The sequence below is a fragment of the Acidiluteibacter sp. genome, assembly GCF_055129545.1.
In genome coordinates this window covers 350,606-376,173 of the sequence record NZ_JBSRUB010000013.1, presented here as the reverse complement: position 1 = coordinate 376,173, position 25,568 = coordinate 350,606, and the positions used below count along the sequence as shown (strand labels likewise).

Genomic DNA, 25,568 nt, shown 5'->3' with positions numbered 1-25,568 from the left:
ATTATCGTTTTGTGCAGACCACTTGGTCTTTAAATTTTAAATTAATAACGCTGTATTCATTCCACCCAGTATTACTCAACCCTTTGTTGTAAAACACAATAAGCTTTTCAAACTTACTTTCGATGTCATCTGCGTTCCCAAATACAATTCTATGATTTCCAACACGTGGAATCAACTCTATATCCATTTCTTTATTAACATGCAACTGTTCAATCTGTGCTTTCCAAAACGGATGGTTATTGATAAAAGTGGCATATTTAAACACTTCATCAATCAATGTTTTCTTGGCAATTGAATCCGGCAACTTCTTTGAAAAGTCATAAGTCACATAATTGCTATATGGGCTGTAAACGAACCCATTCGCTACCAAAACCCGCGCAGTATATTTATCAGATAATGGCATCATCCGACCAAACTTATCGATGTAATAACTGTCTCCATTACTTGAATAAACACGCACAATTGGCTCTCTTTGTTTCACTTTTACAGACAATTTTCCGTCCAATGTTTTAAACACTTCTGCATTCTGTATTGCAGGGTGACTGTTCAATTGAAACTCCATTTGATGGCTATTCAACTCAACCAATGGTCGATTTATCACTGATTTTACTTCGTCGTGAATCATTGCTTCCACATCTTCTTCATCGATGAAAAAGTTCTGCTCACTTCGATCAATTTGGATGCTCACGGCAGTGCAAGTTTGCAAATCTCTTGCTTTTTCTACAAAACCAAGCAGCACTAAAATTGAAATCCCCATCAAGGACCAAACGACAACTTTTACTGTTTTATTCATTGGTTATCCATGTTTTAATGGGTTGAACAAAACGGTCAATATCACCTGCACCGATGGTTAATAACACTTCTATTTCTTTACTTTTCAAGGTGTCCATCAATTGATCTTTGGAGCACACTTCTTTATACTTTATAGTGATTTTCTCCAGTAAGTTTTCGGACGTCACCCCTTCAATAGGCAACTCTCTTGCTGGATAAATATCCATCAAAATCAACTCATCAACCTGTGATAAACTCAATGCAAAATCTTCCTCAAAATCACGCGTTCGACTGTACAAATGAGGCTGAAAAACTGCCGTCAATTTTTTATTGGGAAACAATTCTCTTACGGATTGCACACAAGCATTTATTTCACTCGGGTGATGCGCATAATCGTCCACATATACTTTTTTGCCATCGTTATACTGCACATCAAATCGACGCTGAACACCTTTAAAACTGTTTAAAGATGCTTTCAAACTTTCTTCTTTCACACCCAACAAATGTGCAATCGCAATCACAGAAACCGCATTATCTACATTGTGTCGTCCAGGCAATCCTAAAGACAAATCAGTATAACTTCCTTCTGGAGTCATTACATCAAAGTGATACTTTGCCTCCTTTACCTCAATTTGATGGGCACTATATTCTTCATCGCCTTCTAAACCATAAGTGATCACTTGAATGTCGTCTCTAAAACTCAATGATGGCAATAAAGCCAATTTTGTAATTAACGTTCCACCTGGCTTGATTTTTCTTACAAAATCTTGGTAATTTTTTACCATTTCATCAGGTGTACCATAGATGTCTAAATGATCGGCATCCAGAGATGTAATAATTGCAATATCAGGCGACAATTGCAGAAATGACCGATCGTATTCATCGGCTTCTGTTACGAAGTAGCGCGCTTCGTCATTCAAAACTAAATTGCTATCAAAATCGCGCGAAATTCCTCCTAAAAAAGCATTTATCGCAACCGCAGAATCATTCAGCACATGCGCCAACAAACAAGAGGTCGTTGTCTTTCCATGTGTACCTGCAACCGCCAAAGTTTTATATGCACTTGAAATTAATCCCAATACTTGAGACCGTTTGAACATTTTAAATCCGTTTGATTCGAAATAATCCAACTGTGCATTCCCAACTTTAATCGCAGGCGTATACACCACCAACGTTTTACTTTTATCGAGTTGTTGTATTTCACTCAAATCAGCATCAAACCAAATTTTCACACCCTCTTCTTCCAAGCGATTGGTCAAGGCTGAAGGTGTTTTATCATAACCCCATACGGCTTTGTTATGCGTTAGGAAATAGCGCGCTAAGGCACTCATGCCGATGCCGCCAACGCCTACAAAATAAACTGTATGTATGTTATTCATTTCCATTATTTCTTCACTAGTTTTAATACTTCATTGGCAATAATATCCGATGAATTATTCATTCCCAATTTGGCAATATTGAAACTTAATCGTCCCAACTCCTCTTCATTTGAAATCAGTCTAAAAACCGTTGATTCTAATTGATTATCAATTTCTATGTCTGTTACTAATTCTGCAGCTTTATGATTCACTAACGCCATGGCATTTTTGGTCTGATGATCTTCTGCTGCCGATGGAAGTGGCACCAAAATAGCAGGTTTTTTTACCAAGCACAATTCAGAAACGGCTATTGCTCCAGCTCTAGAAATAACCAGATCTGCAGCGGCATATCCTAAATCCATCTTTGTTATGAATTCCATCGTTTTTATTCCTGAATGCTCTTTTCCTGCAACTGCCTTTGCAGCTCTTTCAGAAAATAGTTTACCAGTTTGCCAGATTAATTGAACACCTTCTTTTTCAAATCGGTCAATCATTTTTTCTATTCCATGATTGATGCTTCTTGCACCCAAGCTTCCACCTACAACCAATACTGTCTTTTTCTTCGGATCTAATCCGAAAAACTCAATTGCCCGCTCTCTTTTCCCTTCCAACTTCACCACTTCTTGTCGCACTGGGTTTCCAGTTAAAATAATCCGCTCTTTTGGAAAAAAGGCAGACATACCATCATAGGCTACACAAATAGTTTTGGCCTTTTGCCCTAAGATTTTATTGGTCACTCCTGCAAATGAATTCTGTTCTTGAATCAAGCAAGGAACCTTTTTATTCATTGCCGCTTTTAGCGTCGGGCCACTTGCGTATCCGCCAACTCCTACTGCAACATCAGGTGCAAATTCTTTTACTATTTTTCTCGCTTTTAGCATACTTGCCAATAGCTTGAAAGGAAATTTCAAATTCTGTGCGGTCAAACGTCTGTGCAATCCCATTATTGGTAATCCAATGATAGTAAAGCCAGCTTGCGGCACTTTCTCCATTTCCATTTTCCCTTCTGCTCCTACGAACAGAATTTCTACAGATGGATTTATTTGCTTTAACGCATTCGCAATGGCAATGGCAGGAAAAACATGTCCTCCCGTTCCTCCACCACTAATAATGACTTTTGGATTATGCATTGGCGACCTCCATTTCTTCTTCATCTATACTTCGGCTTACGCTGAGAATAATTCCTACAGCGAGGCAAGTAAACCAAATAGAAGTTCCTCCCATACTTACCATTGGGAGTGGCTGCCCTGTAACCGGAAATAAATTCACGGCGACGGCCATATTTATCATGGCTTGAAAGACGAGACTAAAACTAAGCCCGACAGCCAAGAGCGACCCAAACGTTCGGGGCGCTTTTATGGATATGATAATCCCTCGATAGAGGAGAATTAAATACATTAACAATAAGGTGAATCCACCCAAAATCCCATACTCTTCAATTACAATTGCGTAAATAAAATCCGAGTAAGGGTGTGGTAAAAAGTTACGTTGCGTGCTTCCTCCAGGCCCTTTTCCTAACGGACCTCCAGTAGCAATTGCAATTTTAGATTGCTCTGCTTGATAATTCCCTTCTGAACTATCAGACATAAAATTCTCAATCCGATTTTTCCAAGTTTCCACCCGACCAGTATAATTGGAATTAATCACAATTGCGATAAAAACCGACAATAGAACGATTCCAATTCCAACCATTGAAATGATGTATTTCAAATTAATCCGACCAATAAACATAATCACTATGGAAGTAGTAAAAAGCATCGCAGCAGTTGAAAAGTTAGCGGGTAATATCAACCCACACACCATCAAAATTGGAATCATTATCGGCACAAAAGCCGAATTAAAATCCTTAATAACATCTTGTTTTTTCGATAACATTCGAGCTAAAAACATGATTAAGGCAAGCTTCGCTAAATCCGATGTTTGAAAGGTTTGATTGATCACCGGAATGACCAACCACCGACTCGCATCGTTGATACTAGCCCCAGTTAGCAACGTAAATAGCAACAAGGGAATCGCTATAAAAATGGCTATCTGAGATATTCGAGAATAATATTTATAGTTTAATTTATGCGCAGCATACATCAATCCGAAACCTACAATCAGAATGAAACCATGCTTGAATAAAAAATATTCAGTGTTTCCATCTTGATATTTATAAGCCAGAGAAACGATGGAGCTGTATACAGCCAATATCGACAAGATGCCTAAAAATAGTACCACTGCCCATATTACTCGATCACCTTTCAGATTTTTAAATAATGCTTGCATAAAATTATAAGCTTCTTACGGCAGTTTTAAATTGGTGACCACGATCTTCGTAGTTCTCAAACAAATCAAAACTTGCACATGCTGGAGACAACAATACCGCATCTCCTTTGGTTGCTAATTCATACGCCTTTGTTACTGCTTCTCTTGCAGTTTTGGCTTGAACAATGGCTTCTACTTTGTCGCCAAAAGCATCCACTATTTTTTGATTTTCAGTACCTAGACAAATAATGGCTTTCACCTTGTCTTTCACCAATTCAAAAAGCATTGAATAGTCGTTTCCTTTGTCCACTCCACCAACGATCCAAACTGTTGGTTTTCCCATGCTTTCTAAAGCATACCAAGTTGAGTTGACGTTAGTGGCTTTGGAATCGTTTATAAATTCGATTCCGTGAACATTGGTCACATGCTCTAAGCGGTGTTCAATGTTTTGAAAGTCTGACAATGACTCTCGAATCAATTCCTTCCGGAGATCAAGAATTCTTCCTGAAATACCAGAAGCCATCGAATTGTACAGATTGTGTTTCCCTTGTAGTGCTAAATCGTGTATTGACATCTCGAATGTTTGGTTATTAATGTTTATTTGTAATTTCTCGTTTATTTTATCTAGGCTTGCGCCGTCTTTAATTTCTTGTGTATCGCTGAATGGATAGCATTTCGCTTTTATGGAATAGTTCTTCATAGCTTCGGGCACATACTCATCATCTGCCCAATAAATGAATGAACCGTTTTCGTCCATATTCTGAAGGATTCTCATTTTGGAAGCCACATAGTTTTCCATTTTGTACTCATACCTATCTAAATGATCAGGAGTAATGTTCAATAACACGGCGATGTCTGCTTTAAAATCAAACATCCCATCTAACTGAAAACTACTGAGCTCTAACACAAAATATTTTCTATCTCCTTCAGCCACTTGCTTCGCAAAACTTTGACCTACGTTTCCGGCCAAACCAACATCTAACCCTGCTTTCTGATACACATGATACATCAGATAGGCAGTCGTCGTTTTTCCATTACTTCCTGTAATGCAAGTAAGGTGTGCCTTAGAATATCGTGCGGCAAATTCAATCTCGGAGATCACTGAAATCCCTTTTTCAAGCGCCTTTTTGATTAATGGCGCTGTTTCTGGAATCCCAGGACTTTTGATGATTTCATCGCTTGATAGAATTCTATCTTCCGAATGAGTTTCCTCTTCCCATTCAACTTTCAACTTGTTAAGAACGCTCTTGTACTTTTCTTTAATCTTTCCTTTGTCGGACACAAATACTTCGTATCCTTCTTTCAATGCCAATTGAGCTGCCCCAACGCCACTTTCTCCAGCTCCTAAAATCGCTAGTCGCTTTTTCATCTTACCTCAACTTCAGGGTTACGATAGATAAAATCGCCAGCATAATTCCTACAATCCAGAAGCGAGAAACAATTTTCGCTTCGTGATATCCTTTTTTCTGATAATGGTGATGCAATGGAGCCATCAAGAACACTCGCCTTCCTTCTCCAAATTTCTTCTTGGTGTATTTAAAATATGCCACTTGAATCATTACTGATAAATTCTCCACTAGGAAAACGCCACAGAAAACTGGAATTAGTAATTCCTTGCGAATCGCTAAAGCAAACACTGCGATAATTCCACCCAACGCTAGACTTCCTGTATCTCCCATAAAAACTTGGGCAGGATAAGAATTGTACCATAAGAATCCAATACATGCCCCTACAAAAGCTCCGATAAATATTACCAGCTCACCAGAGTCTGGGATGTACATAATATTGAGGTAGTCCGCAAAAATGGTATTACCAGACACATAAGCGAAGATGGCGAGCACCACTCCGATAATTGCAGAAGTTCCAGTAGCTAATCCATCCAGACCATCTGTCATGTTGGCTCCATTCGAAACAGCCGTTACAATGACAATAACAATCGGAATAAAGATTAACCAGGCATAATCCATTGCATTTTCTCCAGCCCAATCAACTAACCATGCGTAATCGAATTCATTGTCCTTAACAAAAGGAATAGTGGTTACAAAGGATTTCGTTTCTTTCCAATAATAATTTTCTGTAGTTGACTTATCAATATCATTGTGAATCAATTCCTGCACGTGTGCTGGAGCATTTTCATCAAACACTTTTTCTTTCACCACCACGTCGTCGTGGAAATATAGGATGCAACCCACAATCAAACCGACAATCACTTGACCAACGATTTTAAACTTTCCAGCTAATCCCTTTTTATTCTTTTTAAATACTTTGATATAGTCGTCTGCAAAACCAATTGCACCCAATAAAACAGTAGAAACCAGCATCAAAATCACATAGATATTGTGCAGCTTCGCAAACAATAAAGTAGGAATTAAAATAGATGCTAAAATGATCAACCCACCCATGGTAGGTGTACCAGCTTTTTGATTTTGACCTTCCAATCCTAAATCACGTATCGTTTCTCCTACTTGTTGTACTTTAATGAATTCAATGATGCGTTTACCAAAAACCATTGAAATCAATAGTGAAACAATGACAGAAGCCGCTGCTCGAAATGTGATGTACTGAAACACTCCTGCTCCCGGAACATCCAATTCATTTAAATACTGAAATAAATAGTACAACATAGTTTAAGCGTTTAATTCGTTTAGCGTCTCTTGTAAAATTTCCATATCGTCGAAATGATTCCTCACTCCATTGATTTCTTGATAGTTTTCGTGCCCTTTACCTGCAATCAAAATGATGTCCCCACTTTTGGCTAAAGCACAAGCCATTCTTATCGCTTCTTTTCTATCAGTAATCGCGTTTGCTTTTTTCTTATTCACAGGGTCTAAGCCCGTTTTCATTTCTTCAATAATTTGCTGAGGATCTTCTGTTCTCGGGTTGTCAGAAGTTAATATCACTCGATCAGATAATTCAGCTGCAATTCCAGCCATCAATGGTCGTTTGGTGGTATCTCGATCCCCACCGCAACCAACGACTGTGATAACTTGCTCGTTTCCTGTTCGGATTTCTTTAATGGTTTTCAACACATTTTCCAATGCATCTGGCGTATGCGCATAATCCACAATTCCTGAGATGTCATTCACTCTTATGTATTCAAATCGACCTTCAACTGGTCGTAAACTGCTCAATGCCGTTAATGTCTCTAACTTATCTTGTCCCAACAAAATCGCTGTTGCGTATACAGCAGTTAGATTATAAGCATTGAATTTTCCGATAATCGGGCACCACACTTCTTGGTCGTCAATTTTTAAAAGCAATCCTGTAAAATTGCTCTCCATGATTTTACATTTAAAGTCAGCAGCAGCCTTTACAGCATAGTAATTTTTCTTCGCTTTGGACTCTTGCAACATCACTTCTGCTCGCTTATCGTCTTTATTTGAAAGCGCAAAAGAATCCTTACCCAACTGAGTAAAAAACCCTCTTTTGGCCGCAATGTATTCATCAAAAGTCTTGTGATAATCTAAATGGTCATGTGAAATATTTGTAAAAACACCACCTTTAAAATTCAAGCCTAACACTCTATTTTGTACTACTGCATGCGAGCTTACCTCAATAAAACAAAACTCACATCCATCAGCCACCATTTCAGAAAGCAGCTTATTTATATTCAATGCATCAGGTGTGGTATGCGTTGCCTTTACTACTTTATCATCAATATAATTGACTACTGTGGAAAGCAACCCCACCTTATAACCCAACTTTTTGAACAAGTGATAAAGCAATGTAACCGTTGTCGTTTTTCCATTAGTACCTGTTACGCCTACCAACTGTATATTATCCGAAGGATTATCGTATAAATTGGCAGCCATAAAAGCCAACGCTTCATGGGTGCTTTTTACTTTCACAAAAGTAATCTCATCAGGACGTTCAGTTGGTAATTCCTCACATACAATAGAAGTTGCTCCCTTTGAAATAGCTGAAGCAATAAAATCATGACCATCGACTTTCAACCCTTTTTGAGCAATATAAACTCCTCCATCTTCTACATTTCTAGAATCAAAGGCAATACCAGACACTGAAACATCCGTAGTTCCATGAACTTCTAGAATTCCTACTTTATATAATATGTCTTTTAGTAATTTCATTTATGTCAACTCTAATACGATTACACTTCCCTTATATGCCCTTGTTCCGGCTTGTATGGATTGATTTTTTACTGCTCCTCGACCTACAAAACGTACTTTCAAACCTGCATTTTCCAATAGGTATACAGCATCCATCACTCCCATTCCTTTTACATTTGGAACTAAGTTTTCGATGACTTTTCTATTTTCTAATGTGACCGTTTTCTCTTGCGTAGAAGTGGTTACCCATTCAGGATTGGCAGAACTTGTTTTCATTTCTACACCCATGGTTTGAAACACACGCTTTACATCTTCACCATACCCACTTTTGGAGTACGGAATAGCTGAAGCAGCCATAAACTTCTGAGGGCCTAATGGCTTATGAATCTCTAAACTATTGGCATAAACCTTATCAGCAACTTCTTTAAAAATTGGACCAGCCACTAAGTTTCCGTAGTACACATTTCGTGAAGGAGCATTTACTACTACAATGCAGCTATACTTAGGATCCTCCGCAGGAAAATAACCAACAAATGAAGCTTGGTGACTCACTTTAGATTCGTATTTGTAGCCGTAGCTTTCGTTTGCTATTTGAGCAGTTCCGGTTTTTCCAGCAATTTTATAGTTGGCATTCCCTAAGTTTCTGGCAGTACCGTTTTCAATCACACCTTCCAACACTTGCTTTACTTTGTTAATCGTACTTTTAGAGCAAATAGCTGGATTAATAACCTCCGTATCAATCTCCTTAATTACAGATCGGCCTTTTTTGATTTTATCCGCAAACTTTGGACGAACCATTTTTCCATTATTCGCAACGGCATTGTAATAAGTCAAAATTTGCAATGGTGTTTGCAAGACTTCATACCCATGCGCCATCCATTCTAATGTAATTCCAGACCAAGAATTATTATCCGTATTTTTTATATTTGGCTTTCCTTCACCCGCAATAGAAATTCCCAAAGGCTCCGCCAAACTCATCGACTTTAAATGGTCCACAAACTTTTGCGGATTCTTAGAATAAGCTCCACGAATAATTTTTGCCATCCCAATATTAGAAGAAACCTCAAATACTCGTTTTACTGAAATTTTACCCCAGCCACCATCATCAAAATTGGAATCATACATGGTTCTGTCATACAAATTCAACTTTCCGTTTCCACAATCAACTATATCATCCAAATCAACATACCCATCTTCTAAGGCCGCAACTAAAGCAGGCAATTTAAATGTGGATCCTGGTTCAGTACTTTCACCAATCGCATAATTATAGCCTTCGTAATAATTACCATTCGAATTTCTTTTCAAATTCGCAATCGCTTTTATATTCCCGGTAGCCACCTCCATGAGCACCACACATCCATGATCCGCTTGTTGCTTTTCCAACTGCTTCAACAACGCACTTTCTGCTACATCCTGAATGTTAATATCAATGGTAGAATACACATCATACCCGTCTAGCGGTTCCGTTTCATTTTCATCGCCAACCGGCATCCAAACACCACCAGCAATTTTTTGCATTAACCGCTGACCATTGATTCCCGACAGCTCTTTTGAGTATGCCCCTTCTAGCCCAACAGGAGTGACCCCATCACGCTCGTAACCGATTGTTCGAGCGGCTAACACTTGAAATGGCATCTCTCTTTTGTTTTTCTGAATCGTTAAGAATCCTCCTTTGTATCGGCCTCTTCTCATCAAAGCAAAATTCTTCATCTGCTTCAATTCAGTATACCGCACATTCCTTTTGATCAAATGATAGCGAGCTCCTTTTGCTCTAGCTCTTACCAATTCTTGTTTCCATGAAGATGGACTTCTATCCTTAAATAAATGACTCAACTGATAAGACAAAGAGTCGATTCCAGCACCAAAAATTTCATCGGTCAATGCTTCGGTATTTAAATCCATTCTGATTTCATAAATCGGAATAGATGTCGCCAATAAACTTCCATCAGAAGCGTAAATATTTCCTCGAACAGCCTCAATGCTCTTATCTACCAAGGTTAAACTCTCCACCTTCTTTTTCAGCTCAGCACCTTCAAATATTTGAATCGACAAAGCTTTTCCTATTATGACTAAGCCAAATAGACATATGGCAAAGTACACGAGGTAGGCCCGCCACTTAATATCCTTTTGTATGTCTTTCTCGCTAGTCAATCTTTTTTATCTTTTTATCTTTCTTTTCTACTACTATCTTCATTGGCGGCTCAGTCAATTCTCTTAAGCCAATATTCTCGGTTGCTCTTGCCACTTGTGATTGCTTACTGATGTACATCAATTCCGATTTTGTGGTGATGTATTCTGATCGCAATTCTTTTATCTCGTTGTTCGTTTTATACAATTCTCGAATCGTTTTCTCGGCATGATACCCGTTTCCGATGTAACAAAGCCCCAAGAAAGTCAAGAAGAAAACATAAGGCAGAGAAGAAACTACGTTTGTTCCAGAAAGAAAATTTCCGGACATCACCCCTCTCACCCCTTTCACTCCTTCCGAAGCAGGTGTCTTTGGCTTTTCCTTTTTTTCTGTTTCCTTTTTCTTAAACCGGTTCATTCTCTATCTTTTTTGCAACCCTTAGCTTTGCACTTCTCGATCTATTATTTTCTCCTAACTCTTCCGTTGTTGGTACGATCGGCTTTCGATTAACCAACTCAAATGGCGTCAATCTATTTCCAAAAAAATCCTTCTCCACTTCCCCCTCAAATTTTCCTTTCTGCATGAAATTCTTCACCAATCGATCTTCTAAAGAGTGATATGTAATCACTGATAATCGACCGCCAGGCTTCAACATTTCTACAGACTGCTCCAACAATGCCTTCAACGACTCCAACTCTCCATTCACTTCAATTCTCAATGCTTGAAACACTTGAGCTAAAAAACGATTCTCTTTGCCCCAAGGCGTCAATGGCTGAAGTACTTTTTTCAAATCTTCAATGGTTCTGATAGGCTTTTCTGCCCGGGCCAAAACCAACACCTGTGCTATCTTTCGAGAATTTCTCAATTCTCCATATTGAAATAAAATGTTTGCTATTTCCTCTTCTCCGTACTCTTTTATAATTTTTGCAGCAGTCAGTGGCGATTTCTGATCCATTCGCATATCGAGTGGTCCATCAAATCGGATAGAAAACCCGCGCTTCCCTTCATTAAATTGATGAGAGGAGACCCCTAAATCAGCTAAAATGCCATCCAACTCACTTACTCTATAAAACCGCAGATAATTCTTCAAAAACTTAAAATCCTGCGCGATTAATTCAAATCGATCATCGTCAATTTTATTCATAGCCGCATCAGGATCTCGATCAAAAGCGAACAATCGTCCATCCTCACCAAGTTGCTCTAGTATTGCTTTGGAATGTCCACCACCGCCGAAAGTAGCGTCGATATAAACTCCGTCCGGCTTGATATCTAAACCATCAACACTTTCACTAAGCATAACTGGCTTATGATATTCCTCCATCACCCTCCTGCTTTTTATTGTTTCCCATCACTTCTTCAGCCAATAGCGCAAAATCTTCCGGTTCATCGGTTAGCAAACCATCATAGATGTCTTTATTCCAAACTTCGATTCGATTGGAGTATGCAAACAACACCACTTCTTTCGCCACATCTGCATATTCCAACAGTCGTTTTGGAAACAGAACCCTTCCGGTGCTATCCAACCCCAATTCCGTGGCTCCTCTATAGAAATAGCGGATGAAATCGCGATTTTTCTTCACATATTGGTTCAATTGATTGATTTCTGTGCTGATTATTTCCCACTCATTTTTGGGATAAAGCACCAAGCATTTTTCAAACCCACGATTCAAGACAAACTTCTCCTGGGCGGCGGGATCCAACTGTTTACGAAGGCCTGCCGGCAACATCAAACGCCCTTTCGGGTCGAGCTTACACTCAAATTCGCCAATGAAGTTTGCCATTAAATGGGTTTATTTAAAGCTATTGTGGTTTAATGTGTAAAAATAAAAAAGATTTTACCACAATCTACCACTTTCTACCACTTTGTTGATAACTTTCAACCAAAACGGCCTTGAAAATCGCTTAGAAGCCCCGTAAATACTGACCTAACAAAGGTGTGTTAAATGTGGGAATAGCGTAAAATCCGCTGCTTTTATTTTCAACAGTTACTTGTTAAATACCGCACAATTTTTGCAGCTCTTGAGAAATTAAATTATATTACATTTGAAAAAATAGAAAGCGCTATGAGTCACGAAAACTCCATCATCAAGGAAGGGAAATATGAATTTTTAGAAAAAGGTGAAGGACATACTATCATTATTTTGCATGGTTTGTTTGGGGCTTTGAGCAACTTCAATGAAGTGATCGATAAATTCTCAAAAAAATACAAGGTCGTTGTACCTTTAATGCCATTGTACGATTCTCCACTGCTGAAGACAAGCGTGGGCGCTATGGCTGACTTCATTAACGATTTTGTAAAATTCAAGAACTACAGCAATTTCACCATTTTAGGAAACTCATTAGGTGGCCACATCGCTTTAGTTTATAGCTTAAAACATCCAGAAAGAGTGCACTCCATGGTATTAACTGGCAGCTCGGGGTTGTACGAAAATGCTTTTGGCGGATCATTTCCAAGACGTGAGGACAAAGAATATTTAAGACAAAAAATAGCCGTTACTTTTTACGATCCTGCAGTTGCAACTGATGATTTGGTTGACGAAGTACACAAAATCGTTAACGATCGGAATAAATTGATTCGAATCTTAGCTTTGGCGAAATCAGCGATTCGTCACAACATGGAAAAAGATTTAGTAAAATTTAAAATGCCAGCTTGTTTAATTTGGGGAAAAGACGATACCATCACTCCACCGAAAGTTGCTGAAGAGTTTCATGAAAAGCTTCCAGATTCCGAATTATTTTGGATCGACAAATGTGGTCATGCAGCCATGATGGAGCATCCTGAAGAATTTAATAATCTATTGGACGCTTGGTTGAGCCGAAAAGTGTAACTAGAGAATTGTTTACACACAATGATGAAACACACAAAGATGTGCACTTTGATGGAAATGCAGAAAATCCAAGTTTTTCCTAATTTCAAAGGCTATTTTATTCTGTAACTTTGCGCCATGATAGTCAAAACAGCCGAATTTGTAATGAGCAACACCCGTGTTGACTTATGTCCTGAACCAACAAAACCAGAATACGCGTTTATTGGACGTTCAAATGTTGGAAAATCATCGTTAATCAACATGATTACCAACCACAAAAGTTTGGCTAAAACTTCTGGGAGACCAGGAAAAACTCAGCTAATCAATCACTTTATAATCAATAGCGAATGGTACTTGGTAGATTTACCAGGATACGGTTACGCAAAGGCTTCAAAAAAATCTAGGGAGCAATGGGATCAATTCATCACCAGATACATGCTGGAAAGAGAAAATTTACTATATGTTTTCTTATTGATTGATTGCAGAATTCCACCCCAAAAAATAGACTTAGAATTCATGGAGTTTTTAGGAACCAAGGGCGTTCCTTTCATCATCGTATACACGAAAATGGATAAGCTTTCAGGTTCCGCTTTTGGCAAAAATATTGCAGCCTACAAAAAGGAATTATTGGAGTCTTGGGACGAATTACCAATTATGATTTCATCGTCTGCAACCACAGCAAGAGGGCGTGAAGAAATTCTTGAAATCATCGAGCAAACAAATAAGGATTTTATAGCGAAGTAGATTTTACTTCAACCCTCAAAGCAGCACTTTCACCACTATTTCTGTCTTTCTTTTAAGTAATCGATGTAAATCGAAAGTATTCACTTAAAACCAAAAGCCATGAAATATCTCATCTACCTCAGCTTATTCTTAAGTGCAATTTGTGTTCAATCACAAAACAATTACTCTGGTGTCAGAGGAACAATCACGGACGCTGACAATGGAGACCCACTGCCATTTGCCAGTGTAGTCCTACTCGACTCTTCATCCAACCAAGTCACTGCAGGATCAACAGACTTTGATGGAAAGTACTTTTTAAACCGAATCAAACCTGGAAATTACACTCTTGAAGTAACTTATGTTGGCTATACTTCTTTAAGGGTTTCTCAACTTAAAATTCAGCCCAAAGAAACTATTGTGAAAGACCTTCAATTACAGCCAGGAACGGTTTTAGCAGAAGTTCAAGTTATCGCCTACAAAGAACCATTAGTTGAAATAGACAAAGGAAGTACAGGAACTAGAGTTTCTTCAGAAGACATTAAAAGTATGGCCGTTCGATCTGCGGCTGATGTGGCCAAAACAGTTGGTGGAACATATTCTAGAGATTACGGTGGTTCAGGTTTAAACATTAGAGGTTCTAGATCTGACAAAAGTCACACCTACATTGATGGAGTAAAAGTGATAGGAAGCACAAGCCTGCCTCCTTATAATAATGAGTCTTACAATCAAATAGTGGAGAATAGCTACCATAGAGCTTCATTAACGCCACTTTCTACTTTCAGTATAGATGTCTACAAAGCGGCATACAGCAACGTAAGAAGATACATTAATGATGGAATGTTGCCACCTGCAGACGCGGTGAGAATTGAAGAAATGATTAATTATTTCAGTTACAACTACCCGCAACCTGAGAATGACGAACCTTTCTCTATAACCACTGAATATGCCGACTGTCCATGGAATGCAAAAAGAAAACTCGTTAGAATTGGAATAAAAGGAAAAGAAGTGGCACTTGAAGAAGCTCCAGACAATAACCTTGTTTTTCTTATAGATGTATCTGGATCTATGAGCTCTCCAGACAAACTCGGCTTATTAAAATCTGGACTTCGCTTATTGATTGACCAATTGGACGAAAATGATAAAGTATCAATTGTGGTTTACGCGGGTGCTGCAGGTCTAGTCCTTCCTACGACAAAGGGCAACAAAAAAGAACAACTGTTAGACGCCATCAATAGATTGTCAGCAGGTGGTTCAACCGCAGGTGGAGAGGGAATTTTATTGGCTTATGAAGTCGCAAAAGACAATTTTATCAAAAATGGAAACAACCGAATAATATTGGCAACTGATGGCGATTTTAATGTCGGAATCTCTAACCAAGGAGAATTAATCCAACTGATTGAAGAAAAGAGAAATGACGACATATTCCTTTCTGTGCTTGGATTTGGAACAGGAAATTTGAAAGATTCTCAAATGGAACAAATAGCCGACAAAGGAAATGGAAATTACCATTACATCGACAACCTTTTAGAAGCCAAAAAAGTATTGGTAACAGAGCTAGGTGGAACTTTGTTGACCATTGCTAAAGATGTTAAACTTCAAATTGAATTCAATCCAAAAACAGTAAAATCTTATCGACTACTTGGGTACGAGAATAGACTTCTAAAAGCAGAGGATTTTAATGATGATAAGAAAGATGCTGGTGAATTGGGTTCCGGTCATACTGTAACTGCACTTTATGAAATAATCCCCACTAATTCAAAAGAGGAATTAGTGTCAATAGATCCTTTAAAGTATCAAAACACCACCAATGATTCGACAGGAATAAATGAAATACTAACAGTTAAGTTCAGATATAAAGATCCGAAAGAGGATGTTTCAAAATTGATTACAAAAGTACTTTATCAAGAAAACTTGAGCTTCAGCCAAGCTTCGGTTGACTTTCGATTTTCCACTTCTGTTGCCGCTTTTGGTTTCCTTTTAAGAGACTCAAAATTTAAAGGAGACCTCCAACTTAAAGAGGTAATTGATATTGCTAAAGAATCAAAAGGTGATGACGATGAAGGTTATCGAGCAGAATTTATCCGATTGATGGAAATGGCTGAATTGATTAAATAAATAAGTGACTATTTGACAATAAAAGTAAACTCCTCATTATAATTTTATTGAAGCAATTAAGACTAGAATTAAAAAACTATTCTTGATTGCTTTTCTTATATGACCTAATCAATAATTCACCAACTTTCCGCTCGAAGAAGAAGTCTCTATCTCATAAATTTCCGAAGGATTGCCGTATAAATTAATATTCCCTTTATTGTGAATACTGTAATCCAATCGATCGTTTACTTGCACATGAATGTCGCCAATGGAACGATTTATAATATTTCCATATCCAGCTTTTAGGTTTCTTGCATCGACGGTATACAATGCATCGGTCCACAATTTCACTTGATTTGTTTGCCCCGTCAACTCTAATTTACCACCACACGGAAAGTTGTTCCAAAAAAAGAACACATTGCAATTCAATTCCAGCTGTGCATTGTTTAATTTCCCTCCAACGACCAGCCCAAACTCTTCAGAAGTAATTGGATTTAAAGTAGAAATAGTACAAGCTTCATTCGCCTCCACCTTAAATAATGGCAGTGAATGAATGATGATTTGAATCTTATTTTTAGTCGGCTGTAACCATTTTAACTTTTTAGAATTCGACAATTTCAAGACTTCTCCTTCTACTTTATAATCTACAAAATCAATCAAATCCTCGTCACCAATCAATTCGAGATAAAATAATGAATCTTCTTGCAAACTAATTTCAAAGGTGCTATTTAGCTGAACTTCTGAAAATGGAGTCAACTGAATAACCTTGGTATCTATTTCTTCCTTTTGGCAGGAAAATAAGCTAACTAAAAACAGAATGACAAGTCCTATCTTTCTCATCTTTATAATTTAATTCCAATTCCAATTTCTGGGTAATCCAAAATGTGCAAATGAGATTTCATTGCCAATCGAACACTAAAATTATCAGTTAAATTATACTTGATAATTCCTCGATTATACATCACCTTTTGCACCACTTCATTCTTCAATCCTATATAAATCCCTTCCTGCAAACTTAGGCTAAATCGGTTGTATCGTAAGGTTTGAGAAATATGAATTCCGGTTTGAAAATAATCACGTTGACGAAACACTCGATCTTCTTTCTCTAGAAATGCAGGCACCGACGAGTCATAAAACAAATCCACACCTGCTCCAAAATGTAGTATTCGATATGACTCTCGAACATATTCTAAGGAAAGTGAATTGACTAAAAAATACTTGGTCGACAACGATTGCAAATGCTTTCCACCAACACTTCCAAATAAATACCATTTATTCTTAGGTTCGTGATCTGGCAACTCCAACCTTTTCTTTTCAGTTTTATTTCCGATGTAATAAGACAATCCTGTAAAAGCCGTCAGGTAATTGATTCCTAAATTAGGCTCTGCAGTATTCGCATTGGACAAATGATCAAACGAAAGTCCTGCATTAAAATTCAACTTTTCCGACAAAGAATATGTTCCTCCAAAACGACAATTAAAGTGAATGTTAACATGCGATCCCACTGCTACGTTCGTTGGATTGGTTTCTACATCAAATCGCTTAGTAACATAATCCAACCCAATTCCAATCCGATTGTACAATTGGAACTTCTCTCGATTCAGAATATAAATTTTAAAGAAATAAGTCAATGCCAATTCATTTCCAAAGATTTCTTGATTGCCTAATGTTGAATAAAAAAGAGACAACCCATATTCCGGATAATGAAACACCTGCTCCCAAGAAGTTTTACCAACTGTTTGTTTCGACAAGGTTAGATCAAAGGACTGAATAGGTCGATTAGCAATCAATAAGAAATTAGAATACTCAGGCAAACTATACCCTCTGTGATAGCTTGCACTCAACTTTAAATTGTCGGAGAATTTATCCTGCGAAAAGACAGCAGTTGTATGAAGAAAACAGCACAAAAAAATCAGTAGTACAATTCTGATATTCACGAGGAGCAATGATTAAATTTTAGAAAAATAAAAATACAGTATTTTACTTGATTCACATCAAAGCCATAGACAAACTCTAAAACAAAGTAAGAATCGCCAAGTCGCTTGGATTGCAACTCAACACTAAAATTCGTCTTAATTTTGAATAAAATTTTAACTGAAAGAATTATGGAAATCAATATATGGTCGGACATTAGATGTCCTTTTTGTTACATCGGAAAAAGAAAATTTGAAGCGGCATTAAAGCAGTTCCCTCACTCAGAAAACATCAACGTGACTTGGAAAAGTTTCGAATTGGACCCAAACATCGTTACTCAACCCAACATCAACGCAATTGAGCATTTGGCTCAAGCCAAACAAATGCCTCTAGAACAAGCAAAAGGAATGGTAGAGCATGTGGTGAATATGGCAAATGAAGAAGGATTAAAGTTTGACTTTGAGAAAGCTGTTGTGGCTAATTCATTCAATGCCCACCGACTATTACATTATGCTAAGAGTAAAAATATAGGCGATCAATTGAAAGAAGCATTGTTGAAAGCACACCTTGTGGAAGGTAAAAACATAGATGATACCACTACACTGATAGCCATTGCCACAGAAAATGGGCTAGACAAAAGCGCCGTTGAAGGGATGCTCAACTCTGACGATTTCGCTTATGAGGTTAAGCAAGACGAAATGGAAGCTCAAAACATTGGTGTAAGAGGTGTTCCTTTCTTTGTATTTGATAATAAATACGCTATTTCAGGTGCACAACCTACAGCGGCATTTTTAGAAACATTAAATAAAGCGTGGAGCGAATTTGAAACAGAGAAGCCCGAGCTGATTGTTTCCAAGGGAGACAGCTGTGATGTAGATGGGAATTGCGATTAAGAATTATTTTTAATAAATATTGGTTAACAAACACTTAACTTAATTTATCTATTTTTGATCTTATGAAATATTTATTGCTTCCTATCTATTTAATTCTTACAGTTGGAAATGCCAATTCTCAAGAATCTAAATTTAGTAAAAGCGGGATAAAAGTAGGCATGGGCTTAAGCTTACACAATAGTTCAGAAGAAACTGGATTAGGATTGGCCTACATCTTGGGTTATCAAAGAAGCATTGATGAGTCGAATCGGCTAAGGATAAACACCAACTTTACTACAGGTAGTTTTAGACCCTATTTCATTTCTGACACAAGAGAACAATTCTACAAAAGCTCATCACTCAGTTTTAAAATTGATTACGACTTTTTAAGAAAAAAATCATTTTCATTTAACCTAACAGCCGGCCCATTCATCAATTACACACGTGGTATTCTTGGAACTGGAGGACCTGAGGAAGCCTACACCAGTCAGTCTATAAAAATAGACAAACTCTATTATGGAGGAGAATTTTCCATAGGATTTAGAATTGATAACCCATCTAAATGGTATGCCTTAAATTTTATTCCATATTCAGTTCAATTTGGAAATGATCAATTTGGATGGTTTTCTTCAAGATTTGAACTGGATATCAAACTAAGGTCTAAAAAATAAAAAAAGCGAAGAGGCTACTCTTCGCTTTCATTTTGTTTTTTGGACTTCAGCCGCTTGGCATCTTTCAAGCTTTTACTTATCATCCATTCTATTTGCCCATTCACGCTGCGGAACTCATCGTCGGCCCACCTTTCAATCTGCTTGAAAAGCTCCGGATCTATCCGCAGTGCAAATGTTTTTTTCTTACTCATTCAATTCTAATTTTGCAGTTTCAAATTTGCAATCTTCTCTTCTTTAAATCCGATAGCTATCGGATCTAACAGCACCGTGCCTTCCCGCAGGCAGGAAGTAGTCTAAATTCTATCTTTTTAATTCAACGTCCCAGCATTAATCACCGGCATTACTTCTTTATCGCTGCACAAAACTACCATCAAATTGCTAACCATCGAGGCTTTTTTGTCATCATCAAATTCAATAATATTGTCACGTGACAATTGTTCCAAGGCATCTTCTACCATCCCAACAGCACCTTCCACAATTTTCTTTCGAGCAGCCACAATCGCTACTGCTTGCTGACGTTTCAACATCGCACTTGCAATTTCAGGAGCATATGCCAAATATCCAATTCGAGCCTCCATCACTTCAATTCCTGCCATCGCCAATCGTTCTGTAATTTCGCTTTCTAGCGCATCATTTACTTCATCCATTCCTGATCGCAAAGTCAATTCAGCTCGTTCATCATCAAAATTATCATACGGATATGAACCGGCTAATTTTCTTACAGCAGCATCAGTTTGCACACGAACAAACTCCTCGTATTTATCCACTTCAAAAGCTGCTTTAAACGTATCCTTCACACGCCAAACTGCAATCACATTAATCAAAATCGGATTTCCCACTTTGTCGTTTACTTTTACTCGTTCACTGTCAAAATTTCGAGCACGCAAAGAAATTCGCTCTTTCGTGAAAAAAGGATTGGCCCAATGAAACCCATTTTCCTTAACGGTGCCTTTATAAGCTCCAAATAGCACCAATACTTTAGATCCATTTGGATTGACGGTAAAAAATCCAGGAGCTAAAAATAAAATAAGTGGAACTAAAGCCAAAAAAACTGGATTCTTAGTCACTGCAATACCAACAACAATAATCAGTAGAGTCACCAATAAGATGGTCAAGGCAACATAGCCGCTTAACACTTTAACGTTCTTTTCTGTTTTCATAGTAATATCATTTTGATATCACAATGATAAATAAAATTTAAACATTATCCAACTCCCAAATGCACTTTGATTATTTTAGAAATCCAAGTGCATGCAACATCATATTCTTCAATTAGATTTGATTGACCAGACCAAATCATTGGTTTTGTGCTGTGTAAAAAACCATTCGGATGAAATTATGAATAGAAAAACAAGACTATGATTCCCATCAAATACCTCCAAAAAAACTGCTTACATTTTATAGAAAGCAAGATCAACTTTTTTAAGAAGGTACTTTTTCGTTTAGAACTCATTGTCTTTGATATTGCATGCATCTTAGATTGTAATCAATAGTTTCAGTAAAGTTGAGCTTTACTCACTTTTATTTCTTCACGGCAAAAAGGTAAATTCATCTACTCAGATACTGGTATTTTTTAATTTCTACTTCAGGGCATTATTGATACTTTTGCAGCTTCAAAAAGCACCGATAGAGATGGATTATAATTTTAGAGAGATAGAAGCCAAATGGAGAACCTTTTGGCAAGAAAACAAGACTTACAAAACTGAAGTAGACCACACAAAAGAGAAATTTTATGTGTTGGACATGTTCCCATATCCATCAGGGGCAGGGCTTCACGTAGGTCACCCACTCGGTTATATCGCTTCCGATATTTACGCTCGATTTAAAAAACACAAAGGATTCAATGTATTGCATCCAATGGGTTACGATGCATTTGGATTACCGGCAGAACAATACGCCATCCAAACTGGACAGCATCCAGCAATCACTACGGCGGCCAACTTAAAAAGATACCGCGAACAGTTGGACCAAATTGGATTTTCATACGATTGGGATCGAGAAGTGAGAACTTCAGATCCCAACTATTATAAATGGACACAGTGGATTTTCTTGCAGTTGTTTCATTCGTATTACAATACTGAATTAGACAAAGCAGACGACATCAAAAATTTGGTGGCTTTATTTACAAGAGAAGGAAACGCATCTGCAAAAGCTCATGGCGATCAAGAAGCTGTGTTTACAGCAGCGGAATGGAATGCGATGAACGAGAAAGAGCAGCAAGCCATTTTGATGAATTACCGAATGACTTACCTTTCGGATTCATTTGTAAACTGGTGCCCTGCTTTGGGAACAGTTTTAGCCAATGATGAAATCAAAGACGGCGTTTCTGAAAGAGGCGGACATCCGGTGGAGCGCAAAAAAATGCAACAATGGAGCATGCGAATTACTGCTTATGCAGAGCGCTTGTTGACCGGATTAGATCAAGTAGATTGGACAGATGCGATTAAAGAAATTCAACGCAACTGGATTGGAAAATCGGTGGGCGCTTTGGTTTCATTTGAAATTGAACAACACGAAGAAAAAATAGATGTATTTACCACTCGCCCTGACACTATTTTTGGAGTGAGTTTTATGGTGATTGCACCTGAGCATGAGTTAGTCAATCACATTACTACAGTTGAGCAAAAAGAAACCATAGAAGCCTATCAAGTAAAGGCTGCAGCTCGTTCTGAAAGAGAAAGAATGGCAGATGTAAAACAAGTGAGTGGCGCATTTACTGGCGCTTACGCCAAACATCCTTTTTCAGGAGAATTGATTCCTATTTGGATTGGCGATTATGTATTGGCAAGCTACGGAACTGGTGCTGTAATGGCTGTTCCTAGTGGTGATCAGCGAGACTGGGATTTTGCTACGAAATTTGAGTTGGCAATTCCTGCAGTGATTGAAGGACAAAATGTTTCTGAAGGTGCAGATGCCAACAAAGAAGGCATTATTTGCAATTCAGATTTCTTGAATGGATTGAAAGTGAAGGACGCCATTGTAAAAGCAATTGAAGCGATGGAAGCACAAGGAATTGGGAAAGGAAAAACCAATTACCGTTTGAGAGATGCCGTATTTAGCAGACAACGTTATTGGGGAGAACCGATTCCTATTTATTATAAAGATGGAATTCCTTCTGCAATGAACGAAAGTCAATTGCCATTGGAATTGCCTGAAGTAGACAAATATTTACCAACCGAAGATGGAGAGCCACCTTTGGCAAGAGCTGAAAATTGGAAAACTGCAGAAGGACATCCAATTGAAACGAACACTATGCCAGGTTGGGCGGGCTCTTCATGGTATTTCGCTCGTTATTTGGATCCAAATAATACTGGTGAATTTGCTAGCCAAGACGCTTTGAATTATTGGAAAAATGTAGACTTATACATGGGTGGAGCAGAGCATGCTACTGGTCATTTATTGTATGCTCGCTTTTGGACTAAATTCTTAAACGACAAAGGGTTTTTACCTTTTGATGAACCATTTAAGAAAATGATTAATCAGGGAATGATTGGGCATTATGCTAACATGACATACGCTACAAAAATTGAATTCGAAGTTGAATCAGAGGTAAAGAATTTAGTTAAACTGCATTTAAGTTCAGTTTTTGCAGACAACCCTATTTACGTTTCTTGGAACCTAGTTGAATCAATTCATACAGATAAAAGAGCGCAAGAATATCTAGAAAAATATAAAATTCTAGTTTTAGAAGAGATGTCTAAAAATAAAAACTTGGATTTTACTTTTACTAAATTTCAATTTAGCAAACCACACCTTAAAACTATAGACATAGAATATGTAGGTCTCGAAAATATTATAAAGGAAGATATTTTAACAAAAAATTATCCAGAGAACTTTAACAGTGGTAATAAGATGAAACCATACTTAATAAAAGAAGAAAATGGTTTTATATGTGGACGCGAAGACAACGTAAAGATGTCAAAATCTAAACTAAATGTCGTCAATCCAGACATTATTATAAATAGCTACGGTGCCGATACCTTGCGTTTATTTGAAATGTTCTTAGGCCCATTAGAGCAATCTAAACCTTGGGATACTGACAGCATTGAAGGAGTTCACCGTTTCTTACGTAAGTTCTGGCGTATGTTCCATGACGGAGATAACAACTTCAGCGTAACGGATGCCGAACCAACCAAAGAAGAACTGAAAGTATTGCACAAAACCATCAAGAAAGTAGAAGATGACATCGAGCGCTTTTCTTTCAATACAGTGGTGAGTGCATTTATGATTTGTGTGAATGAGTTGAACGATTTAAAATCGAACAACAAAACCATATTGGAGCAATTGGTGATTTTAATTACTCCATATGCTCCGCACATTGCGGAAGAGTTGTGGCAGAAATTAGGAAATACTAAAAGTGTCACGCTTCAAGCTTTCCCAACTTTTGAGGCCAAGTATTTAGTGGAGTCTTCTCATAAATATCCAGTTTCGTTTAATGGAAAAATGCGATTCATGCTAGAAATGCCTTTGGATTTATCGAAAGAGGAAATCGAAAAAACGGTGATGGAACACGAAGAATCTCAAAAATGGTTGGAAGGAAAAACACCTAAAAAGGTGATTATTGTTCCGAAGAAGATTGTGAATATAGTAGTATAATGAGCTGGGCTTCGGCTCCGCTCAGCCACCGCTAATATACAATACACAGGCAATGCCTCTCGTTGACAGAGGGAAGCCGAAATCATCGACAACACTCAGCACTGCATATCGTTGACTGAGCGGAGCCGAAGTCAACGATATGCAGCCGAAGTCAACGATGCTCAATAAAAAAAAGGGCTTTTACAAAATCTGTAAAAGCCCTTTCTGTATTTTAGTTTAACCAATCACTAAATTTGTAATGTCAAATTTCAATGAATCGATATGAAAAAGATATACGGTAAACAGCGTAGATTTCATTTATAACACAGTATTAATAAATTGTAGTTTTTAGCGTTTTGTATACGAGAATAGAGAACAAACCGTTAATTTTATAATTGAACAATCTCATTTCGCACACCTAAAACAGGAATTTATTCGTCCCATTATGAACCCTATAAGCATCTGGCATAGATATTGGATTATAGTTACAAAATATATAACTATGAAAAAGCTAATTGGATTTACAGCGGTATACATCTTGGGGAGCCTTGCAGGTTTCACCACAGATCAGCATCAAGGTCTTTTTCAAGAAGATTTAGATAGCGCACAATTTAGAACAATAAAACACCAGACTTTCCAGCCAGGAGAGAAACTAAAATATTCTGTCAACTATGGTTGGATGACTGCAGGAGAAGCTACATTGGAAGTTCAAAAGGCGCCTCAAAAAATAAATGGTAGAGAAATTTACCACATGGTAGGTACGGGAGTTAGTGTCAATACTTTTGACTGGTTTTTTAAGGTCCGAGACAAGTATGAAACCTATATGGATGTTGATGGTGTTTTTCCTTGGGTATTTGTGAGAAGAATCAACGAAGGTGGATATAGTAAAGCTCAGGATTACCAATTTTTTCAACACAAAAAAATGGTGAGAAACCAAAAGGCACAAGAGTTTAATGTACCAATTGGTGTTCAAGACATGCTTTCTGCATTTTATTTTGCAAGAACCCTCGACTTTACAAATGCTAAAAAAGGAGACATCTTTACGATTCCAGCTTTTGTGGATGAAGAGTATTATGATTTAAAAATCAAATATGCAGGAACAGACAAAATCAAAGTCAATAAAGGGAAGTTCGATTGCATGGTATTTCATCCAGTGGTGCAAACCGGTCGAATCTTTAGCGATGAAGAAGACTTAACCGTCTATATCACCAATGACAAAAACAAGATTCCAGTATTGGCGAAAGCTAAAATTTTAGTCGGATCTATCCGGATGGAATTAGAAGATTATAGCGGGTTAGCCAACCCAGTTTCCAAATTAGATTAAACCAAAAGAACCTTCAA

At 37.7% G+C, this 25,568-nt stretch carries 22 protein-coding genes; 7 read left to right on the top strand and 15 right to left on the bottom strand.

Features of this window, described 5'->3' with window-relative positions; all coding sequences use genetic code 11:
- Nucleotide 1: 1 nt before the first annotated feature.
- The 11 genes from ACTB0X_RS07710 to mraZ all read right to left on the bottom strand — a co-directional run bounded on the left by ACTB0X_RS07710 (nucleotide 2) and on the right by mraZ (nucleotide 12,352).
- Complete coding sequence (locus ACTB0X_RS07710) at nucleotides 2-793, bottom strand: cell division protein FtsQ/DivIB (RefSeq protein ID WP_463024420.1); 792 nt, start codon at nucleotides 791-793, stop codon at nucleotides 2-4.
- On the bottom strand, nucleotides 786-2,156 hold the full coding sequence (gene murC, locus ACTB0X_RS07705; RefSeq protein WP_463024419.1) for a UDP-N-acetylmuramate--L-alanine ligase: 1,371 nt from the start codon (nucleotides 2,154-2,156) through the stop codon (nucleotides 786-788). Before murC ends, ACTB0X_RS07710 begins: the two co-directional genes overlap by 8 nt.
- The gene (gene murG, locus ACTB0X_RS07700; RefSeq protein ID WP_463024418.1) at nucleotides 2,156-3,283 is read right to left on the bottom strand and encodes an undecaprenyldiphospho-muramoylpentapeptide beta-N-acetylglucosaminyltransferase; all 1,128 of its coding nucleotides are present in this window, start codon (nucleotides 3,281-3,283) and stop codon (nucleotides 2,156-2,158) included. The genes murC and murG overlap by 1 nt, the downstream gene beginning before the upstream one ends.
- Nucleotides 3,252-4,397: an FtsW/RodA/SpoVE family cell cycle protein gene (locus tag ACTB0X_RS07695; protein WP_463024417.1), complete on the bottom strand. Its 1,146-nt coding sequence runs from the start codon at nucleotides 4,395-4,397 to the stop codon at nucleotides 3,252-3,254. Before ACTB0X_RS07695 ends, murG begins: the two co-directional genes overlap by 32 nt.
- A gap of 4 nt (nucleotides 4,398-4,401) precedes the next feature.
- Nucleotides 4,402-5,745: a UDP-N-acetylmuramoyl-L-alanine--D-glutamate ligase gene (gene murD, locus ACTB0X_RS07690; protein ID WP_463024416.1), complete on the bottom strand. Its 1,344-nt coding sequence runs from the start codon at nucleotides 5,743-5,745 to the stop codon at nucleotides 4,402-4,404.
- Nucleotide 5,746: 1 nt separating this feature from the next.
- Nucleotides 5,747-7,000: a phospho-N-acetylmuramoyl-pentapeptide-transferase gene (gene mraY / locus ACTB0X_RS07685; RefSeq protein ID WP_463024415.1), complete on the bottom strand. Its 1,254-nt coding sequence runs from the start codon at nucleotides 6,998-7,000 to the stop codon at nucleotides 5,747-5,749.
- Between the two features lie 3 nt (nucleotides 7,001-7,003).
- On the bottom strand, nucleotides 7,004-8,464 hold the full coding sequence (locus ACTB0X_RS07680) for a UDP-N-acetylmuramoyl-L-alanyl-D-glutamate--2,6-diaminopimelate ligase (RefSeq protein ID WP_463024414.1): 1,461 nt from the start codon (nucleotides 8,462-8,464) through the stop codon (nucleotides 7,004-7,006).
- Nucleotides 8,465-10,495 (bottom strand): penicillin-binding protein, encoded by a 2,031-nt coding sequence (locus ACTB0X_RS07675; RefSeq protein ID WP_463024413.1) that lies wholly within the window; start codon nucleotides 10,493-10,495, stop codon nucleotides 8,465-8,467.
- A 91-nt stretch (nucleotides 10,496-10,586) separates the two neighbouring features.
- Complete coding sequence (locus tag ACTB0X_RS07670) at nucleotides 10,587-10,988, bottom strand: FtsL-like putative cell division protein (protein WP_463024412.1); 402 nt, start codon at nucleotides 10,986-10,988, stop codon at nucleotides 10,587-10,589.
- Nucleotides 10,975-11,892 (bottom strand): 16S rRNA (cytosine(1402)-N(4))-methyltransferase RsmH, encoded by a 918-nt coding sequence (rsmH, locus tag ACTB0X_RS07665; protein ID WP_463024411.1) that lies wholly within the window; start codon nucleotides 11,890-11,892, stop codon nucleotides 10,975-10,977. Before rsmH ends, ACTB0X_RS07670 begins: the two co-directional genes overlap by 14 nt.
- Nucleotides 11,876-12,352 carry a division/cell wall cluster transcriptional repressor MraZ gene (mraZ, locus tag ACTB0X_RS07660; protein WP_463024410.1) on the bottom strand — a complete coding sequence of 159 codons (477 nt, stop codon included), beginning with the start codon at nucleotides 12,350-12,352 and terminating at the stop codon, nucleotides 11,876-11,878. Before mraZ ends, rsmH begins: the two co-directional genes overlap by 17 nt.
- A gap of 282 nt (nucleotides 12,353-12,634) precedes the next feature.
- Between mraZ and ACTB0X_RS07655 the strand changes: the two genes are divergently transcribed.
- From ACTB0X_RS07655 to ACTB0X_RS07645, 3 genes are all read left to right on the top strand, one after another.
- Entirely contained in the window at nucleotides 12,635-13,399 is a 765-nt protein-coding gene (locus ACTB0X_RS07655) for an alpha/beta fold hydrolase (RefSeq protein WP_463024409.1), read from the top strand.
- Between the two features lie 120 nt (nucleotides 13,400-13,519).
- Entirely contained in the window at nucleotides 13,520-14,122 is a 603-nt protein-coding gene (gene yihA / locus ACTB0X_RS07650) for a ribosome biogenesis GTP-binding protein YihA/YsxC (protein ID WP_463024646.1), read from the top strand.
- 99 nt (nucleotides 14,123-14,221) lie between these two features.
- Nucleotides 14,222-16,216: a YfbK domain-containing protein gene (locus ACTB0X_RS07645; protein ID WP_463024408.1), complete on the top strand. Its 1,995-nt coding sequence runs from the start codon at nucleotides 14,222-14,224 to the stop codon at nucleotides 16,214-16,216.
- Nucleotides 16,217-16,324: 108 nt separating this feature from the next.
- Here ACTB0X_RS07645 and ACTB0X_RS07640 read toward each other — a convergent pair whose 3' ends face one another.
- Complete coding sequence (locus tag ACTB0X_RS07640; RefSeq protein ID WP_463024407.1) at nucleotides 16,325-17,035, bottom strand: GIN domain-containing protein; 711 nt, start codon at nucleotides 17,033-17,035, stop codon at nucleotides 16,325-16,327.
- Nucleotides 17,036-17,037: 2 nt separating this feature from the next.
- Complete coding sequence (locus tag ACTB0X_RS07635) at nucleotides 17,038-18,039, bottom strand: acyloxyacyl hydrolase (RefSeq protein ID WP_463024406.1); 1,002 nt, start codon at nucleotides 18,037-18,039, stop codon at nucleotides 17,038-17,040.
- Nucleotides 18,040-18,300: 261 nt separating this feature from the next.
- Here ACTB0X_RS07635 and ACTB0X_RS07630 point away from each other — a divergent pair, with 261 nt between their 5' ends.
- A complete protein-coding gene (locus ACTB0X_RS07630; protein ID WP_463024405.1) occupies nucleotides 18,301-19,002 on the top strand; it encodes a DsbA family oxidoreductase in 702 nt (233 codons plus the stop codon).
- 62 nt (nucleotides 19,003-19,064) lie between these two features.
- Nucleotides 19,065-19,652: a hypothetical protein gene (locus tag ACTB0X_RS07625; protein WP_463024404.1), complete on the top strand. Its 588-nt coding sequence runs from the start codon at nucleotides 19,065-19,067 to the stop codon at nucleotides 19,650-19,652.
- Between the two features lie 14 nt (nucleotides 19,653-19,666).
- On the opposite strand, the gene ACTB0X_RS07620 is transcribed toward ACTB0X_RS07625, so the two are convergent.
- Both ACTB0X_RS07620 and ACTB0X_RS07615 read right to left on the bottom strand, forming a co-directional pair.
- A complete protein-coding gene (locus ACTB0X_RS07620) occupies nucleotides 19,667-19,843 on the bottom strand; it encodes a type II toxin-antitoxin system antitoxin (protein WP_463024403.1) in 177 nt (58 codons plus the stop codon).
- Nucleotides 19,844-19,960: 117 nt separating this feature from the next.
- Entirely contained in the window at nucleotides 19,961-20,812 is an 852-nt protein-coding gene (locus tag ACTB0X_RS07615; protein ID WP_463024402.1) for an SPFH domain-containing protein, read from the bottom strand.
- Between the two features lie 472 nt (nucleotides 20,813-21,284).
- Here ACTB0X_RS07615 and ACTB0X_RS07610 point away from each other — a divergent pair, with 472 nt between their 5' ends.
- Together ACTB0X_RS07610 and ACTB0X_RS07605 are read left to right on the top strand one after the other, a co-directional pair.
- Nucleotides 21,285-24,248 (top strand): leucine--tRNA ligase, encoded by a 2,964-nt coding sequence (locus tag ACTB0X_RS07610; protein ID WP_463024401.1) that lies wholly within the window; start codon nucleotides 21,285-21,287, stop codon nucleotides 24,246-24,248.
- A 481-nt stretch (nucleotides 24,249-24,729) separates the two neighbouring features.
- Nucleotides 24,730-25,551 (top strand): DUF3108 domain-containing protein, encoded by an 822-nt coding sequence (locus tag ACTB0X_RS07605; RefSeq protein WP_463024400.1) that lies wholly within the window; start codon nucleotides 24,730-24,732, stop codon nucleotides 25,549-25,551.
- Nucleotides 25,552-25,568: the final 17 nt, after the last annotated feature.